The 17,991-nt window shown below is 43.9% G+C and carries 15 protein-coding genes; 12 read left to right on the forward strand and 3 right to left on the reverse strand.

The genetic code is table 11. The features are described 5' to 3' along the window. Positions 1-308: 308 nt before the first annotated feature. Both NSQ99_RS05010 and NSQ99_RS05015 read right to left on the reverse strand, forming a co-directional pair. Positions 309-1,037 (reverse strand): hypothetical protein, encoded by a 729-nt coding sequence (locus tag NSQ99_RS05010; protein ID WP_340835473.1) that lies wholly within the window; start codon positions 1,035-1,037, stop codon positions 309-311. A 289-nt stretch (positions 1,038-1,326) separates the two neighbouring features. Then, positions 1,327-2,808, reverse strand: a complete 1,482-nt coding sequence (locus NSQ99_RS05015) for a catalase (protein WP_340835476.1) — start codon at positions 2,806-2,808, stop codon at positions 1,327-1,329. Between the two features lie 747 nt (positions 2,809-3,555). Here NSQ99_RS05015 and NSQ99_RS05020 point away from each other — a divergent pair. The 10 genes from NSQ99_RS05020 (at position 3,556) to NSQ99_RS05065 (ending at position 14,862) form a co-directional block, all read left to right on the forward strand. Beyond that, positions 3,556-4,311, forward strand: coding sequence for a hypothetical protein (locus NSQ99_RS05020; RefSeq protein ID WP_251669247.1), 756 nt, complete (start codon positions 3,556-3,558; stop codon positions 4,309-4,311). A gap of 134 nt (positions 4,312-4,445) precedes the next feature. Then, positions 4,446-5,912: an MFS transporter gene (locus NSQ99_RS05025; RefSeq protein WP_340835479.1), complete on the forward strand. Its 1,467-nt coding sequence runs from the start codon at positions 4,446-4,448 to the stop codon at positions 5,910-5,912. A 158-nt stretch (positions 5,913-6,070) separates the two neighbouring features. Next, on the forward strand, positions 6,071-6,505 hold the full coding sequence (locus tag NSQ99_RS05030; protein WP_340835482.1) for an Hsp20/alpha crystallin family protein: 435 nt from the start codon (positions 6,071-6,073) through the stop codon (positions 6,503-6,505). A 228-nt stretch (positions 6,506-6,733) separates the two neighbouring features. Beyond that, positions 6,734-7,843, forward strand: a complete 1,110-nt coding sequence (gene chvE / locus NSQ99_RS05035) for a multiple monosaccharide ABC transporter substrate-binding protein (RefSeq protein WP_340835484.1) — start codon at positions 6,734-6,736, stop codon at positions 7,841-7,843. 91 nt (positions 7,844-7,934) lie between these two features. After that, entirely contained in the window at positions 7,935-9,464 is a 1,530-nt protein-coding gene (gene mmsA, locus NSQ99_RS05040; RefSeq protein ID WP_251669239.1) for a multiple monosaccharide ABC transporter ATP-binding protein, read from the forward strand. A 3-nt stretch (positions 9,465-9,467) separates the two neighbouring features. Beyond that, entirely contained in the window at positions 9,468-10,631 is a 1,164-nt protein-coding gene (gene mmsB / locus NSQ99_RS05045) for a multiple monosaccharide ABC transporter permease (protein ID WP_432806947.1), read from the forward strand. 61 nt (positions 10,632-10,692) lie between these two features. Then, positions 10,693-11,706 (forward strand): substrate-binding domain-containing protein, encoded by a 1,014-nt coding sequence (locus NSQ99_RS05050; protein WP_251669237.1) that lies wholly within the window; start codon positions 10,693-10,695, stop codon positions 11,704-11,706. Further along, positions 11,696-11,836, forward strand: coding sequence for a hypothetical protein (locus NSQ99_RS05055; protein ID WP_340835488.1), 141 nt, complete (start codon positions 11,696-11,698; stop codon positions 11,834-11,836). The genes NSQ99_RS05050 and NSQ99_RS05055 overlap by 11 nt, the downstream gene beginning before the upstream one ends. After that, the gene (locus tag NSQ99_RS05060) at positions 11,826-13,691 is read left to right on the forward strand and encodes a cache domain-containing sensor histidine kinase (protein WP_251669233.1); all 1,866 of its coding nucleotides are present in this window, start codon (positions 11,826-11,828) and stop codon (positions 13,689-13,691) included. The genes NSQ99_RS05055 and NSQ99_RS05060 overlap by 11 nt, the downstream gene beginning before the upstream one ends. Further along, positions 13,651-14,862, forward strand: a complete 1,212-nt coding sequence (locus NSQ99_RS05065; RefSeq protein ID WP_340835490.1) for a response regulator — start codon at positions 13,651-13,653, stop codon at positions 14,860-14,862. Before NSQ99_RS05060 ends, NSQ99_RS05065 begins: the two co-directional genes overlap by 41 nt. Before the next feature lie 129 nt (positions 14,863-14,991). Here the strand turns inward: NSQ99_RS05065 and NSQ99_RS05070 are convergent, their stop codons facing one another. Beyond that, entirely contained in the window at positions 14,992-15,549 is a 558-nt protein-coding gene (locus NSQ99_RS05070) for a DUF1697 domain-containing protein (protein WP_340835493.1), read from the reverse strand. 376 nt (positions 15,550-15,925) lie between these two features. On the opposite strand from NSQ99_RS05070, the gene NSQ99_RS05075 reads away from it, so the two are divergent. Together NSQ99_RS05075 and NSQ99_RS05080 are read left to right on the forward strand one after the other, a co-directional pair. Next, positions 15,926-16,927 carry a LacI family DNA-binding transcriptional regulator gene (locus NSQ99_RS05075; protein WP_251669228.1) on the forward strand — a complete coding sequence of 334 codons (1,002 nt, stop codon included), beginning with the start codon at positions 15,926-15,928 and terminating at the stop codon, positions 16,925-16,927. Between the two features lie 99 nt (positions 16,928-17,026). After that, on the forward strand, positions 17,027-17,989 hold the full coding sequence (locus NSQ99_RS05080; RefSeq protein ID WP_251669226.1) for an ABC transporter permease: 963 nt from the start codon (positions 17,027-17,029) through the stop codon (positions 17,987-17,989). Positions 17,990-17,991 lie beyond the last annotated feature (2 nt).

A 17,991-nucleotide genomic window follows, 5' to 3' on the forward strand; every position in this document is an offset into this window, starting at 1 on the left:
GCATAACCTTTCGGTAGCACTACATATTCGATGTCGAATAAACGACAACGGATTACCTCGTAATTAAAGCTGGACTTTTTGAACATCTTTGCAAATGTAGTTTAGAAAGTTCGGCTTTCAGTTCCAAGAAGATGACTGGATACTAAAAAGCGAGGAGCACAGCGTATGTTTTTAATACGTGAGCACCTAAAATGTTTTCGTAGAAAACATACTACGGAAGCATAACCTTTCGGTAGCACTACATATTCGAAGTCGAATATGCATCAGCGCTATACACCGAAATCAAAGTCGTACTTTATAAACAACCTCTACACGAGTTTGATTTGTGCGAGCTTAAACTGCTTCTCCAGCAACTCATAGCTCATCTCCAGCATACCGATTGTAAGGGTAGGAGCAACCTGCAGTGATAACGATACGATAAGCTGACCGTTTTCGATTCGGTATGTCGTTGTTTTGCCGACAACAACCTCTTCGAACCACATCGCAGCTTCATCGTGCTTGAAGGTATACGTATAGGTTTTATTCTGTAGTTTTAAAGTATAGTGTTGCTCGCTATCGATCTCTTCTACGGAAGATTGCAGCTTGTCCTTTAGATCTACGGATGGATTAGGTGCGGTAATTTCTGAAAAATCTTTACGTAGAATATGGATTTGTGTGTCAATAACACCTGTGCCGTAGCCTTTTGTTAGGAATAGATAGATCTCATCCTGTTGATCTTGATTGAGATCGTCCACAATAAGCTTGGGGTAGTATTCTGGATCAGCAACGTTTTGCCATTGGTACGTTTTCGATTTATCATCTATATGCACGGTGATAGGTACAATAATCTCTGCATCTTTTTGAAGTGCTCCTGTAACAGAAATTCCATTATTTTCTATAAGTAGAATGTCAGATTCAATTTGATCAACCGTTAATGGTACTTCCGAAGGCTGATTTTGCGCTTTATTAGCAGGTGTATTATTTACAGCGCTTGAACAGCTCGATAATATGATGCCTAAGAAGCCAAGCACGATTACCGTTTTTGTAAGCTTGGACAAGGAGAAATACCCCTTTCTAGGTTAAAGTTTTCTATAATCATAACATACCCCGATATTAGACTAACAAATGTTACGGAAAGTTGCAAAATACAGTGAAATCAACCTATCTCACCTTAATTTATTCTACAAAATGCTACTAAAGTCCTTTATTTATTCGCTTTTTTCACAATGAAGTAACATAATTTAGCGGCAAGAAAAAAGGATGGATCTCTCCGTCAGCTCACAATGACGAGAAATCCATCCTTTTTATATACCGAGAAGCTTAGAAGCTTCTAGCTTCAGCATTAGCTTAATTACTGCCTGCAGCTGCTTCAACTTCACTTAGTGCAATACCAAATGCATTTGCCAGACCTTCACCATATGCAGGATCAGCCTTGTAGCAGTTGTTGATATGGCGCAATTTGATATCCTTCGTTGTTCCTTGCATAGCAGCTACCGTGTTAGCGAACAGTCTTTGCTGCTCTTCAGCGGATAGAAGATTGAACAATTTACCTGGTTGCTCGTAGTAGTTGTCATCATCCTCACGGAAGTTCCAATGATCTGCAGCACCGAATAGGTCAAGAGCAGGCTCTTGATGCTCTTTGCTGCTTTCATTTTGATTATAGCTGTTTGGAGCGTATGGAACGCTTGGATTGTTCTGATATACACGACCAGCACCATCACGATGGAACGGGCAGAAGTTTGCAACGTTTTTCGGATAGTTTACTGGAATTTGCCAGTAGTTTGTTCCTAGACGATAACGTTGAGCGTCACCATAAGAGAACAGACGACCTTGAAGCATTCTATCAGGTGAGAAGCCGATACCTGGTACTACGCTCGCAGGAGAGAATGCTGCTTGCTCTACGTCGATAAAGTAGTTTTCAGGGTTACGGTTAAGCTCAAGCACACCAACCTCGATGAGAGGGAAGTCTTTTTTATACCATACTTTTGTTAAGTCAAACGGATTGTATGGCATATTGTTCGCTTGCTCTTCAGTCATCACTTGGATGTACATTTTCCATTTAGGGAAATTGCCCTCTTCAATTGCGTTGAATAGATCTCTTTGATGAGATTCACGGTCTTGGCCGACAACTTTCGTTGCTTCCTCATCGGTTAAGTTATGAATGCCTTGCTCGCTGCGGAAGTGGAATTTAACCCATACACGCTCGTTGTTTTCGTTGTACATGCTGAACGTATGGCTTCCGAACATATGCATTTGACGATAGGAAGCAGGGATACCACGGTCACTCATAACGATCGTAACCTGATGAAGTGCCTCTGGAAGGCTAGTCCAGAAATCCCAGTTCGCTTGAGGGTTATGCATATTTGTTTTAGGGTCGCGCTTTACAACGTGATTAAGATCAGGGAAACGCTTAGGATCACGGAAGAAGAATACTGGTGTGTTGTTACCTACAATATCCCAGTTGCCTTCTTCAGTGTAAAACTTAATCGCTGTACCACGAATATCACGCTCAGCATCAGCGGCACCACGCTCACCTGCAACAGTAGAGAAGCGAATAAATACATCGGTTTGCTTGCCGAGTTCTGAGAAGAGCTTTGCCTTTGTATATTTAGTAATGTCGTTAGTGACTGTAAATGTACCGAAAGCACCGGAGCCTTTAGCATGCATACGACGCTCAGGAATAACCTCGCGATCAAAATGAGCCAGCTTTTCAAGAAGCCATACATCTTGAAGTAGAACCGGTCCACTAGGACCTGCTGTTAATGAATCATCGTCGTTAGCCACAGGAGCACCAAATGCTGTTGTAAGTTTTTTGTTAATATCTGTCATGCTAATCCCTCCCGAAATAATTTATAAGTGAACTTATACTAAGTATTATATTATATTTAGTCTAAAAGTAAAATGAAAATCTGATGATATTTCAAGAGAGATAATGGAAACTGTAAAAAGCGAGTAGATATGTAATAGATATGAAAATAGACTGAGAATGAGATTGAGATAGATCAAGTTATCTTGAACATAGCTTGAAAACAGTTGGCGGTTATTTAAGATCGGTAACGATGCTTAAGAAGTGTTAAGAAATACGCAGATGGTTTGATGGATTGATGAATGACAGTCTGATGAATGGAAGTGCTGTCTTACATTGAAGGTAAAAGTACATCGAAGGTGAACGTATGTATAAAGCTAGAAAGCTAATCTTATACTTTAGTCAATTAGAAGAGAAATACATAAGGAATAGAAGCTATATTCCATAGAGAGTATCGTAGAGAAGGTAAAATGAAAAGAAGGGTACAAGCCCGTGTCTTTACTATAAACGAAAATCACCACAGCTTCTAGGCTGAACTTTGTATATAAATGTTGAATTCAAATGTAAAAAAAGTGATAATCCGACATCCTTCTACGATCACCATAATAGTAATCATAAATTGGGAATGAATCTAGAAGCGACAGCTACAGCTACAGTCCATGACACTGGTCTAACGATAGCACTGTAACCTCGTAGGAGTATGTATCGTCTAGACTTATAACATCGGAATTTTAGATGAAGGAGAAGTTCCTGAATAGGAGTTGAGGATATTGAAAAGGAAGCTCGCTATACTATTGATCGTTGCAGTAGTACTGATCATTGCCTTGTTCAGCTGCGGAGGTCGAGGAATTCTATATCTAAATCCAATAAAAGGCGTTCCTCAAGCTTCGATTGACTGGGTGGATTTTGTTAAGCTAAAGAATAATCAGTACACAGGGCTGCATAATGCGATAATCGCTGACCCTGCTTTAGTAACGGATGAGGTCGTTGGTGAGGTAAAATTTAAAGTAGGTGACGTCGTGACCAATGCTAGCTATCGCATTCAGCCAGGAGATGCAGCTTATCTCGACATTGGCACGAAACTGTATCGGGTAGAAGGCTACGATACCACTGTGCTGATTGCAGCAATTGATGAGCGTAGCATTAACGGTTACCGTCTATATGTAGCCAATGACCAGCGGGATCCATTCAAAACAAGCTTTAGCGAAGGCATGAAGAAAAATATTGAAAAGATAGAGTGGTATAGCCTGGAGGATGGGAAAGCTCCTTTAGTTGTACTTGATGCAGCTCGAAGTAACGAGCTCGTTACGTTGCTTCAAGAAGGTGAGCCAAAGCTTAGCTCCAATAACAATAATGGCTATCAACAGAATTATTATAAACTATATATCTTCAATGGCGAGCCCATTGCCTATTCCTATACGATGCTCGACAACGGCCTACAGGTATTATTTTACGGCTATGACGAGCCGGTCGTGCTAGATGAATCTATTCGGGAGTGGATGAACCATTTTCAAGCAGTACATTGAGCAATTACCAAGCAATTTGTGAAGCTGTTCGCTTAAAAGTCATCATATTGGCATGAAAATGTTTATCAATTGTGATATTTTCTCGCGCTAAATCCTTTATAATAGAGTAAATATGATGATAAGGACATGGTTAGATGAGAAATCAAAAACTTCCAATACGTTTTTTACGTTTATTTGGTCTTATGGATGGCTTATCCTTGCTTGTGCTGCTATGCATCGCTATGCCTCTTAAATATTGGGCTGGTATGCCACTAGCCGTTACAATCGTTGGTGCGATTCATGGATTTATATTTACTGTTTATGCGATTTCCATCGTTGTTGCGCAGCTGTTTATACGATGGAAGCCCTATTGGAGCTTGCTCGCAGTTCTTGTAGCATTTATTCCACTTGGAAACTTTGTGTTCGATCGGTACTTGAAAAAGCATGAAGAGTCCTTGCTTGCAAAGCCGATACCGTTACTATGGGTCGTGTATAGCATTATATTTTTCACCTTTATTGATCTGTTTACGCAATTGCCCGTTATGAGTACCTTTGCAGAGTCGTTAGGAGCTTCACTGACCGTTGCAGGCTTTATCGTAGGGGCATATTCACTGGCTAATACAGGTGGAAATATATTAGCGGGATTCTTTACAGACCGCTTCGGTGCATTTAAGATGCTGACGGTTGGGCTGGTCGGAACAAGCATACTTCTTGTATCCTATAGCTTTGTAAGCACACCAGCTGCGCTGTTAACGGTTCGATTTATTCACGGGTTTATCGGAGGATTTATCGTACCGGCTGCCTTTACCTTTGTAGCGAATCAGAGTAAGGCAGAGAAAGCTGGTAGTCAAAATGCAGTGACGGGCGCATTTGTAGGGATCGCCGCAATTGTCGGTCCAGCGTTTAGCGGGATCGTTGCAGCGAGAACGTCAGCTCCAACCGTATTTATATGCGTGGCTGTGTTTGGAATACTGCTTGCGATCATTACGTTAATTTACTTGCGTAATATCGTATTTAACAAGGAGAAGAAGGAATCACAGCCATTTACATGGAATCGTCCGGTGGTCTTCTCTTTCTTAGGCGCTTTTCTACTTATGTTCTCACAAGGGGCGCTAGCTTATTTGCTGCCGCTGCGTGTAGCACAGTTCGGCTACGACTCTAGATTTAGTGGAACGCTGCTAAGTGTGTTTGGTCTAGTTGTTGTATTTATCTTCGTCATGAGGACTAAAAATTTATTCGACCGTATCCCTGCGCATTACAGCTTAATTATAGGGCTATCCTTACTTGGCATTAGTCAGCTTTTGCTCGCAATGATTGAGAGTGTGAGTGTTTATTACGGAGTGCTCGCATTATATGGTGTCGGCTTCGCTTTCTTGTTCCCTTCCATTAATGTACTGCTCATGCGCGGCACGAACAATGAGAACAGAGGTAAGGCTTACGGATATTTCTATGCATTCTTCTCCTTAGGAGTTGTTGCAGGCTCTTCAGGCTTAGGTCTGCTGCAAACCTCCATTGAGACGCTATTCATTGTTACGAGTGTTTTACTGCTATTCGGTGCACTGTTTGTGCTTCTATTGAAGAAAGCAACAGGAGCTGTGCTGCAGCACTCGATAAACAAATAACAAGCTACAAATAACAAATAAATGTAAACAAATGATCTCAATAGGCATGGAACGGCACTTGTGCTATGTTCCTGCCTATTTTTTTAACCTTTTTTTGCATGCTGCATATAGTTTTTTCAGAAGTCACTTTAAGAGTAGGAAAAAGGGAGGCGTTTGCTATGGCGCAATGGCCATATGATCCGTTTCGTCAGCTTAATCAATTTAGGCATGAAGTAGATAGCATATTCCAGGAATTCTCTTCGATAAGCCGTGACTATCTTTTTGGCAGTGTTCGTGTAGATGTATATGAAACAGCCGATGAAGTCATTGCGACGTGTGATCTACCTGGTATAGAAAGTAAAGAGGATGTGCAGATCAGCATGGATGACCATATGCTGCACATTACGGGCACGGTGAAGCACTCGAATCAAGGGAAGGAAAAGCATATGCATAGGCAAGAGCGGGTTGTTGGCCGTTTCGAGCGTGCGGTGTCGCTGCCTTGCGCTGTCAATCAAGATGGGATTAGTGCAGTATATAAAAATGGTGTGCTTGAAGTGAGGATGCCAAAGCTTGCTGACGAGCAAAGGAAAAGCATCGATATCGAGTTTTATTAATCGTATATATTATTAAACTCCTAAACGATACATCCTGCTAAGCAATGCGTAAGAGAACAAATACCCCTTGAGCTCATTCGAATGAATCCAGTTCGAAGCTCAAGGGGTGTTTTGTTTTAAATCGAAGTAGTTAAATTTTTATAAAAACTGGTTAATTCATTCGAAATACATAAACTGGAACCCTCGGTACAATGGGGATGAATTCAAATGAAAGAGGGGATCGTCGAGATGAAAAAAATGTGGTTAAGTGTGCTCGTTGTTATGCTGGCTGTCGTATTGGCTGCATGCGCTGGAAATGGTCAAAAGGAAAGCAACGGTGGAAGCAATGGCGGCAGCAGTAATGGTGGAAGCAAGGGCAGTGTTGGGCTTGCAATGCCAACAAAGTCGTCTGAGCGCTGGGTGAATGACGGGGCGAACATGAAGAAGGAATTTGAAGCGCTTGGCTATTCAGTAGATTTGCAATATGCAGAGGATGTCATCGAGAACCAAGTCTCTCAGATCGAGAACATGATTACGAAGGGCGTTAAGGTGCTTGTCATCGCAGCGATCGACGGTGAATCGTTAACGGATGTACTGCAAAAAGCAGCGGATGAGAATATAGCAGTTATCGCATATGACCGACTTATTCGCAATTCCGAGCATGTTAGCTACTACGCAACCTTCGATAACTTTAAGGTTGGTGTACTGCAGGCCTCCTACCTAGAGGATAAGCTTGGTTTGAAGGATGGCAAAGGTCCATTCAATATCGAGCTGTTTGCAGGCTCGCCGGATGATAACAATGCATACTTCTTCTTTAACGGTGCGATGAGTGTGCTACAGCCATATATCGATAGTGGCAAGGTAGTCGTTAAGAGCGGTCAAACAACAATGGAGCAAGTTGCAACGCTGCGCTGGGATGGAGCTACAGCTCAAGCGCGAATGGATAACCTGCTAAGTGCGAATTACACAACAGAGGATGTTCATGCTGTATTGTCGCCTTATGACGGTATTAGTATCGGAATTATCTCTTCATTGAAAGGCGTAGGCTATGGTACAGCGGATAAGCCAATGCCGATTATTAGCGGTCAGGATGCAGAGCTTGCTTCCGTTAAGTCAATTGTTGCTGGTGAGCAGACATCTACAATATTTAAGGATACGCGTGAGCTGGCTAAGGTCGCTGTAAGTATGGCAGAGGCTGTGCTAGAAGGTAAGGAAGCGCAAATTAATGATACAGAAACATATGATAACGGCGTAAAGGTTGTTCCATCGTTCCTACTGGAGCCTGTATCGGTTGATATCGAGAACTATAAAGAGGTGCTGATTGATTCCGGCTACTACAAGGAAAGCGATCTGAATTAATCAACGATAAGCAATGAACGAATGATTTAGCGCACATGCTGCGCTAAATCATTTCTGTCTCACTGAGTATAACGACAGGAGTGTGAGTACAGTGTCTGATTATATATTGGAAATGCGAAGCATTACGAAGGAGTTTCCAGGCGTCAAGGCGCTTGAAAACGTAAATTTGCAGGTAAAGGAAGGCGAAATACACGCCTTAATGGGAGAAAACGGCGCGGGCAAATCTACCCTGATGAAGGTGCTGTCAGGTGTGTACCCAAGCGGCTCCTATGAGGGAGAGATACTTTTTAAGGGACAGCTCTGCCAGTTTCGCACGATTACGGACAGCGAAGCGAAGGGGATCGTCATTATCCATCAGGAGCTGGCTTTAATTCCGCAGCTTTCGATTGCAGAGAATATATTTCTAGGCAATGAGCGGGTAGCTAGAGGATTAATAGATTGGTATAAGACAGAGCTTGATACAAGAGCGCTTTTAACGACGGTTGGCTTACAGGAATCACCGTCTGTACGTGCCGGCTCACTTGGTGTTGGTAAGCAGCAGCTCGTCGAGATCGCCAAGGCATTATCTAAGGAAGTAAAGCTGCTCATCCTAGATGAGCCTACTGCAGCCTTGAATGAAGAGGATAGTGAAAACCTGCTGCAGCTGCTGCTAGCCTTCAAGAAGGAAGGGATCACCTCAATCATTATTTCTCACAAGCTGAACGAAATTATGAAGGTTGCTGATTCGATTACGATACTTAGAGACGGGAAAACGATCGAGACGCTTGATGTACATCTTGAGCAGATTACCGAGGAACGGATTATTCAAGGGATGGTTGGACGCGATCTGACCCATCGTTATCCACACCGTAAAGCGAATATTGGAGAAGCCTTCTTTGAGGTTAAGGACTGGACCGTATATCACCCGACACAGGCGGAGCGGAAAATCGTCGATCAAGCAAGCCTACATGTACGAAGAGGCGAAATTGTCGGTATAGCCGGGCTAATGGGGGCGGGAAGAACGGAATTCGCGATGAGCCTGTTTGGAAAAAGCTACGGTCAAAAAATTAGCGGGCAGCTGTCTAAGAACGGACAACCGCTCAGGCTGAATACCATTACGGAGGCGATCGAGCACGGTATTGCCTACGTAACAGAGGATCGCAAGGAGTACGGTCTTATTCTTATGGAGGATATTAAGCGCAATATCACGCTTGCTAGCTTAAAGAAAATATCGAAGCGCTATTTGGTGAACGATCATCAGGAGCTCATTGAAGCCGAAAGCTTTAGAGAGAAGATGGCGATTAAGACGCCAAGCGTGCATCAGAAGACAGGTAACCTGAGCGGCGGTAATCAGCAGAAGGTTGTCCTTAGTAAATGGATATTTACAGATCCGGAGCTGCTTATTCTCGATGAGCCGACGCGCGGCATCGATGTTGGTGCCAAATACGAAATTTATACGATTATTCACGATGTTGCGGCACAAGGCAAGGGTGTATTGATGATTTCCTCCGAGCTGCCCGAGCTGCTCGGCATGTGCGATCGCATTTACGTAATGAATGAAGGTCGAATTACAGGAGAGGTGGGTCGTGAAGACGCCTCACAGGAGCTGCTTATGAAGTACATGACGAAGGGAAGGGATTAACCGATGCTGGATACCGTTAAGAGGTTATTTGTTGGCAACATAAGACAGTACGGGATGTTTATTGCTTTAGCACTTATCATGCTATTTTTTCAAATTATTACAGACGGCACTTTGCTTAAGCCGCTTAATATTACCAATCTAGTTCTGCAAAATAGCTATATTCTCATCTTGGCGATCGGGATGCTGCTCGTCATTATTACTGGTCATATCGACTTGTCTGTTGGCTCTGTCGCTGCCTTCGTCGGTGCGGTGTCAGCGATTATGATGGTCAATTACAACATACATTTTGGTGTAGCGATTGTGCTTTCGCTGCTGATCGGTGCAGCGGTCGGGGCGTGGCAAGGCTTTTGGGTGGCCTACGTAAAAATACCGTCATTTATCGTTACGCTCGCAGGAATGCTGCTGTTCCGCGGCTTGACGATGCTTGTGCTTGATGGCAAATCTGTCGCACCTTTCCCGGATGGCTTCCGTGCAATAAGCACCGGCTTCCTGCCTGACTTTTCAAGTGGCAGCACGCATTTGCTAACGATTATGATCGGTGTGGGCTTGTCGCTGCTGTTCGTGTTAATGGAATGGAGAAAGCGGATGATAGATCAGCGCTACCAGCTGGAGGTGCTCCCTTTTGGTATGTTTATCGCGAAGCAAGTGCTGATCGTGGCGATTATTAACTACTTTATGATTATCTTAGCCTCCTATAAGGGCTTGCCTAATATCTTCATCTTGCTGTTTGCTTTAATTGCCTTCTATACCTTTATGATGCGCAGAACTGTGATGGGTAGACATATCTATGCCCTTGGAGGCAACGAGAAGGCCGCGCGTCTATCAGGGGTAAAAACGAAAAAAATGACGTTCTGGGTGTTCGTAAATATGGGCGTAATGGCTGCACTAGCTGGTCTAGTCTTTGCTGCTAGATTGAATGCTGCGACACCAAAGGCCGGTGTGAACTTCGAGCTTGATGCGATTGCTGCCGCATTTATCGGAGGCGCCTCAGCAACAGGTGGTGTCGGAACGGTCATTGGAGCAATTGTTGGCGGCCTTGTTATGGGGGTCATGAATAACGGGATGTCACTCGTCGGTCTCGGTATTGATTATCAGCAGGGAATTAAGGGGCTCGTGCTGCTGCTTGCGGTCGCATTTGACATTTACAATAAAAACAAGTCCTCCTAAATGGTGGTATAATACGATTAAATGCTAGATTACCATAAATGAAAGAATATGGGGGAGTTTCATGAAGAAGCTGCTGCTGCTATACCTCGTTCTCATTGTGACGCTGCTTTCTTATTTGTATGTCGTTCATTTTCGGGAAAACCAGACGAGCTTCATCGAGCAGGAGGCTGGCCTTCGAGGCGGGCTTGATGAAAAATACGTCATGGTTAACTTTCTTACGGGCATCGACTATTGGAAAAATGTGCTCAAAGGATTCGAGGATGCTGCTGAAGCTTTAGGTGTCTCTGTAGAGTATCGTGGTTCGACGCAGTACGATACACAGGAGGAGGTCATCGTGCTGGAGCAGGTCATCGCCCGCAAGCCAGCGGGCATTGCAGTAACTGCAATCGACTCTGAGGCGCTGAATGACGCAATTCAGAAGGCGGTAGAAGCGGGTATTCCTGTCGTCATGTTTGATTCCGATGCGCCTAACAGCAAGGCTTACTCCTTTATTGGAACGAACAATTACGAGGCAGGCGTAACTGCGGCAAGAGAGATGGCAAAGCAAGCAGGCGGCACAGGTCAGATCGGCATCATTACATTACCTAATCAATTGAACCATCAGCAGCGAACGATGGGCTTTCGGGAAACGATTGAGCGCGAATATCCGGATATGCAGGTTGTCTCTATCGCGGATGGCAAAGGGGATCAGCTGATTTCTGAGCAGAAGGCGCTTGAGATGATCGAGACCTACGATAAATTAACGGGGATTTTTGTGACGGAAGCGAATGGTGGAGTAGGCGCAGGCAATGCGCTGCTTGCATCGAGCATGCAGAGAAAGCTGACGATTATTTGCTTCGATACCGATAAAGGAACGCTAGATATGATTAAGTCCGGAACGATATCAGCAACGATTGCGCAAGGCACGTGGAATATGGGCTATTGGTCGCTCATGCAGCTATTTCATCTTAGAAATGAGCTCACAGAGCCGATCTCTGATTGGCGAAGCGCTAACGTGTCGCCGGTACCGACCTATGTAGATACAGGTGTAACGGTGGTGACGAGAGATAATGTCGATCATTTCTATGCGAAGTAGCAACGATGAGATGAATCGAATGATGGGGCGGTCGGAGGAGGTAGGCCGTCTAATCTTTGCATCTCCTGCGGCAACATTGAAGCAAGCGGCTACGCATTATAAGCGGATGGTGATGGGATATGCTGCGTGAACGACTACAACTAAACAACTGGCCAATTCGTAATAAGCTCATTGTACACTTTTTGCTTATTAGTATTCTGCCTTCGCTATGTATTACGATTCTACTGTCCTGGGCGGTTAGCAATGTGCTAGAGAAGCAGGCGAATTCACAAACGCTGCAGCTGATCGGTCATGTGAACAAATCACTAGATGCCCATGCCGCCAATATACAAAATATCTCTTACTTTATTTCGATGAATCCAGAGATTCAAAGCTTTTTGAATGATGGGCATGTCTCGATTACGAAGGATGAGGACCGTTATCGCGTATTTAAGTTTCTACAGGGCTTCTCAACACTGTACCCTGAGATTGCCGGTATTATGATCGTAAGCAGTGATGGACAATATTTAAGCAATGAAATGTATGCGCGTGGCGACAGCAACCTGACCGAGGAGTATTGGTACAAGGAAGCGGTAAAGGAGAAGGGCATCTTCAAAATGATCGGGCGCCCATACAACCGCAACGTTACGACGCATGTCAATTATAAAGAGAATGAGCTAGTGTCGGTCGTGCGATCGATCCAGGACCCATACACCGGTCGCAATAAAGGCGTTGTGCTGATTGATCTAAAGCTGCGCGTTATTGCTGAAACTGTACGAGATGTAAAGCTTGGCAAGTGGGGCTATCTTGTCGTCATTGATGAGCATGGCGATCCGATCTATGCGCCAAGTGGGCAGACGCTAATGGATGGTGAGCTGTATCGAGAGCTTGTAAGCAGCAACTCAGGTATACTGTCGCGCGAGGTGAATGGGCAGAAGCTGCAGTTCATCTATCAAGCATCGAGCTTTACGAACTGGACGACCGTAGGCATATTTCCACTGCAGGATACGCTGCAGGCCATCAAGGACATGAACCTGTATTTGGTGCTGTTCGTATTTGTTGTTTGTATGCTTGGTATTACCGCGTCATACTTTTTAGCTAATTCAATCTCACGTCCCATCTCCCAGCTTGCCTCTGTGATGCGGAAGGTAGAAGAGGGCAATATGAGCATACGGATTAATGGCGAGCGAGCAGATGAGATCGGCTTGCTGGGCCGCAGCTTTAATAAGATGCTTGCCCAGATCAAGCGTTTAATCCATCAAGTAGAGAAGGAGCAACGCAAAAAGCGGGAGGCTGAGCTGCGCAGCCTGCAGGCGCATATTCAGCCGCATTTTCTATACAATACGCTCGATACGATCCAATGGCTGGCACGCAAGGATGGTGCGAAGGAAGCAACAGAGATGGTTGAAGCGCTGTCTAAGCTGTTTCGCATGGGTCTAAGTCAAGGCCAAGAGCTGATTCCGCTTGAGGATGAGCTTGATCATATAAGCAGCTACTTGAAAATTCAGAAGACGCGATACAAGGATAAGCTTAATTACACGATAGAGGTCGAGGAGCAAGCAAGAGGTCTTATTGTCCTTAAGCTGATCCTGCAACCGATTGTTGAAAATGCGATATACCATGGGATAAAGGAACGCAGAGGACCGGGCCAGCTGCATATTAAAGTAGGTGTCGCTGATGGTTCGTTAATGCTCCACATTGAGGATGATGGCGCAGGTATGTCCGAGGAGCGATTGGACGCGCTGCAGCAAGCACTGGCATCAGCGGCTTCTAGTCAGGAGCTAGTAGAAAGCGCAGAGCTGACGCTGAACGGCAACCGTTCAGGCTATGGGCTGCGCAATGTACAGGAAAGGATTCAGCTTAGCTTCAGTAAGCATTATGGCCTAACCGTACAAAGTAAGGTAGGCAGTGGTACCGTTGTGACGATTCGTCACCCTATTGTGAAGGCACAGGGGAGGGATAGTAATGAACGGAGCGGGAACATGGAGCATCATTATCGCCGATGATGAGGCGATTATTCGCGAAGGGATACGTACAGCCATTGCATGGGAGCAGCTTGGCTTAACTGTTGTCGGTGAAGCAGAGGATGGTGAGGAAGCGCTCGAGCTTGCGCTAGCGCATCAAGTCGATATTATGCTCGTTGACCTCAGTATGCCGATAATGAATGGGCTAACGTTAATCAGGCACATTCATGAGCAGCTGCCTTCCTGCAGAATTATTATTATTACTGGACATGATGAGTTTTCCTATGCGCAGGAAGCGATTAAGCTTGAAGTAACGGACTATATCCTTAAGCCCGTTAATCCAGAGCATTTAACAGAGGTGCTGGAGGAGGTTATCTCCAGGCTTGAGAATGATCATACGCAGCAAAACCTGATGCAGGCAGCCTCTAAGCAGATTGAGAAGCATATTGATCTACTGCGGGATCGATTCTGTCTTGACTGGATGCGCGGTGAATTAAGCTTGGATGAAATTCGTGAGCAGCTAATGTTTCTTCATTTGCCACAGCATGAGATCGCAGCGGTGTGCGTGCTGCGCTGGCCTGAGCTGTCGAGCGGTGAAACGCTGTATTCGCAGCGGGACCGTCAGCTGCTGCTGTTCGCGATAGAAAATATTGCACTGGAATGTCTTGGTGAGAAGGACTGCATTCATTTTCGAGATTATGATGAATATCTCGTGTTTTTGCTTCAGAAGCAGCCTCCTGACGATATGCTGCAGCATCTCATTCAATCGGTGCAGGATTATCTAAACATTCAGGTGCTGATCTGCTGTGAGCCGAACAAGCAAGGGATGGAGGAGCTTCACTCCGTATATCAGCAAGCGAAAAGCAATATTAATCGCGATTGGAAGCTATCACCGCTAATTAAGCAGGCTAAGGAATGGGTTCAAGCGCATTATATGGATCAGCAGCTGTCGCTTGAAAAGGCGGCAAAGTCACTGAATGTCTCTCCGGTGTACTTAAGCCGCTTGTTTAAACAGGAGACAGGACGTTCCTTTATTCATTACTTGACGTATGTACGGATGAAGCGAGCGATTGATTTATTGCATGGCAGTGATCTGCCGATTCATGAAATCGCCCAGCAGATCGGATATGATACGCAGCATTACTTCAGCACCGCCTTTAAGAAGACGATCGGTTTATCACCGAATCAGTATCGTAAAAGCAAGGTGGATTAGCGCAGATTAACGCAGATTAGCGTAGTACAACTTAGAATACCACCGCTAGTACATCGCGGTACAACTTAGGGAGTAGAGCCAGTACAAAGCAGGACATTATCGTGGCTTTAAAGGTCTCGGATAATGTCCTTATTCTTTTAAATGTTTCTCTGCCGCCAGCATAAGCTCATATATTTTACGAGTCGTGTTTACATTCCTAATCGTCATCTGCTGATATAGCTTCGTACCAATTAGCATAGTCATGCCGCCCTTCGTTACGGTTGCTTTGTCTATTGACCATAGTATGGCACCAGGTGCATACTTCACCGTTTCTAGCTCCGGCTTATATGGGAGCTTTTCAAGGATAGATTCATCATTGATCGCTTCCCATAAAAACAACACATCGCTTCGCATCTTGTCGTCGTTTGTCCATGAGGCTGGAAGAGTGGACATGACCTTTTGCATATCTTCTAAGCTGACGATAAGCACCTTAATCTGTAGTCCGAACGTGTCCATGATAGCTTTTTCTAGCAATTGCACGAGCTCAGTTTTAATGTAGTCAGCAGTGGTGAACACAATATTGCCTGAATTGATATAGGTGACGACGTTTTTCATGCCAACTTGCTCGAAAGCTGCTTTCAGTGTTTTCATATCGATCTTGTTATTGCCGCCGACATTTATTCCGCGCAGCAGAGCCGCATAGACCATATAGGTACCTCCTAGATTAAATGATCATAAAGAGTTTGAGAGTTGATTTACTATAGATACTAACAGAAATTTACATAAAGCAACAACTAGAATAGGAAGAGATCAAGTAGTTTTTCTAAGTCAAGGAAGCAGGTATTGTCTATGATGTCGAATCTAAATCTGAAAGTAATGTAAGCCAACTAAATGAATTAATTAATCGTATCGAAAAAAAACAAACCAACTAGAATATATAAGAGCTTGAGAGTTCCATTACGGCAATCGATTTCATTGTATAAAAATAAAAAAGTTTAATTTCTGTAAAAAACAGTTGTATTGGAAACGCTTTTATGCTAACTTTTTAGATATAAAAACGTTTTTATTGAAAAGGAAGAACTTCATGAGAAAAGTGACGATAAAAGATGTGGCTAGGGAAGCTGGGGTGTCGATCTCCACAGTTTCTAATGCATTGAATGATGTGGATGTACTAAATCCAGTAACGAAGCAGCATGTGCTTGATGTTGCAAAGCGTCTAAACTATGTGCCGAATCTGAACGGCAAGCTGCTAAAGTCAGGAAAAACGAAAATGCTCGGCTTTTTCACGACGAGCGTGTCCGGTCCTTATTTTTATATTTTAGTAGACACGATGTCGCGTGAGTGCGAAAAGCGAGGCTATGGGCTGAACGTTTTTGTGACGAAGGATAAAAAGACGATCATGAGCAATATTCTTGGTGGAAGAGTAGATGGCGTCATTATTTTCGAGGAAGAACGAATCGCAGAAAAAGAGCTTGCTGCGATGGAGAAGAACAATATTAAAGCTGTGTTCTTAGATCGCATGTTTAGCAATAAATCGATGGGCAGTATTATTTTTGATTCCTATGTGGCTGGCTATGAAGCAACAAAATACTTAATTAACTTAGGCCATAAGCAGATCGCTTATATTTCGGGCGTTGATTCGATGTTCGACAGCGTACAACGTAAAAAAGGCTACCTGGCCGCACTTCAAGAGTTTAATTATCCGATTGACGATGATTATATATTGCAGGGATACTTCGAGGAAGAAGGCTCCTATAATGCGGTTAAGTATTTTATGCATAAGCACGCTGAAAAGCTGCCGACAGCATTTTTAGCAGGGAATGACTTAAGTGCAATTGGCTGTATTCGTGCCTTAAAGTCAGAGGGCTATGATGTACCGAAGGACTTTAGTGTATTGGGCTTCGATGACATTGATATTGCTCCTTACTTTAACCCGCCATTAACGACCGTTCGCAATCCGATTAAGAGGCAGGGCGTTATGGTGATTGAGCATCTTATCGATCTAATCCAGCAAAAAGAGCAAGGGAAAATCGAAAAGCTGCCAGGTGAAATGATTGTAAGAGGCTCTACACAAATCAAATGCTGATTCATAGAAGGGTGATAGCTCAAAAAAATATTGCAAAAACACACATAAAAAATTTTTACGAAAAATAAAAACGTTTTTATTATGCGAGGGGGCTGAAACATGAGTAAAGCATCTGGCTATATGAGCGAGAAACCAACTATGGGGCAACGGTTTAAGCAGTTTTTCGTTGATTTTGCTAGGCAATGGGAAATACAGTCGATGATCTGGCCTGGTGTTATTTTTATGTTTATTTTTTGCTACATTCCAATTTACGGCTTAACGATTGCATTTAAGCGCTATACGGTCATTGACCGTCTTGATACCGCTCCTTGGGTAGCCTTCGAAAACTTTGAAATTATTATGAAGGATAAGTTTTTCTGGGAATCGGTCGTCAATACGCTTGGCATTAGCTTCTTGAAGCTAGCGATTGGATTTATCGTTCCGATTATTTTGGCCATTATGATTTACGAAGTGAGCTTACGAGGCTTTAAGAAATTTGTGCAGACGATATCGTATTTACCGCATTTCCTATCCTGGATCGTGCTAGGCGGTATGCTGATTAACTGGTTTGCGACGACAGGATTGTTTAACGAGCTGCTGCTCGCACTAGGCATTATCGATGAGCCGAGAAACATTCTACTGGATCCAGATAAGTACTGGTGGATCGCCACGCTCTCTGATATTTGGAAGGAAGCGGGCTGGGGAACGATTCTGTACTTGGCCGTCATGGCTAAGATCGATCCAACCTATTATGAAGCTGCGAAAATTGACGGTGCTAATCGTCTGAAGCAGATCTGGCATATTACGATCCCCAATATGAAGCTGATGATCAGCTTGAATTTGATTTTGACGATCAGCGGCTTGCTTGGCTCTAATTTGGATCAAACACTCGTATTAATGAATTCGCAAAACCGTGAGAAGGCCGAGGTTATTAACTCATACGTTTACCGAATGGGTATGACACAGGGGGATTTCTCTTACGCGACTGCAGTTGGTCTAGGTGTTTCAATTGTCTCTGTCATTTTGCTCGTTTCCGCTAATGCAGTTACGAAAAGGCTAAATGATAATCAGTCGGTATTGTAGGC

Origin of the sequence: Paenibacillus sp. FSL W7-1287, assembly GCF_038004245.1 — a bacterium.
In the GTDB taxonomy this organism is placed as follows: domain Bacteria; phylum Bacillota; class Bacilli; order Paenibacillales; family Paenibacillaceae; genus Pristimantibacillus; species Pristimantibacillus camelliae.

Excerpts from the sequence above, each read along its gene's own strand:
- NSQ99_RS05070 (WP_340835493.1), bottom strand. The coding sequence starts at position 15,549 with ATGGTCTATGCGGCTCTGCTGCGCGGAATAAATGTCGGCGGCAATAAC.
- chvE (WP_340835484.1), top strand. The coding sequence starts at position 6,734 with ATGAAAAAAATGTGGTTAAGTGTGCTCGTTGTTATGCTGGCTGTCGTA.
- NSQ99_RS05075 (WP_251669228.1), top strand. The coding sequence starts at position 15,926 with ATGAGAAAAGTGACGATAAAAGATGTGGCTAGGGAAGCTGGGGTGTCG.
- NSQ99_RS05060 (WP_251669233.1), top strand. The coding sequence starts at position 11,826 with ATGCTGCGTGAACGACTACAACTAAACAACTGGCCAATTCGTAATAAG.
- mmsB (WP_432806947.1), top strand. The coding sequence starts at position 9,468 with ATGCTGGATACCGTTAAGAGGTTATTTGTTGGCAACATAAGACAGTAC.
- NSQ99_RS05065 (WP_340835490.1), top strand. The coding sequence starts at position 13,651 with ATGAACGGAGCGGGAACATGGAGCATCATTATCGCCGATGATGAGGCG.
- NSQ99_RS05025 (WP_340835479.1), top strand. The coding sequence starts at position 4,446 with ATGAGAAATCAAAAACTTCCAATACGTTTTTTACGTTTATTTGGTCTT.
- NSQ99_RS05055 (WP_340835488.1), top strand. The coding sequence starts at position 11,696 with ATGCGAAGTAGCAACGATGAGATGAATCGAATGATGGGGCGGTCGGAG.
- NSQ99_RS05050 (WP_251669237.1), top strand. The coding sequence starts at position 10,693 with ATGAAGAAGCTGCTGCTGCTATACCTCGTTCTCATTGTGACGCTGCTT.
- NSQ99_RS05030 (WP_340835482.1), top strand. The coding sequence starts at position 6,071 with ATGGCGCAATGGCCATATGATCCGTTTCGTCAGCTTAATCAATTTAGG.
- NSQ99_RS05080 (WP_251669226.1), top strand. The coding sequence starts at position 17,027 with ATGAGTAAAGCATCTGGCTATATGAGCGAGAAACCAACTATGGGGCAA.
- NSQ99_RS05015 (WP_340835476.1), bottom strand. The coding sequence starts at position 2,808 with ATGACAGATATTAACAAAAAACTTACAACAGCATTTGGTGCTCCTGTG.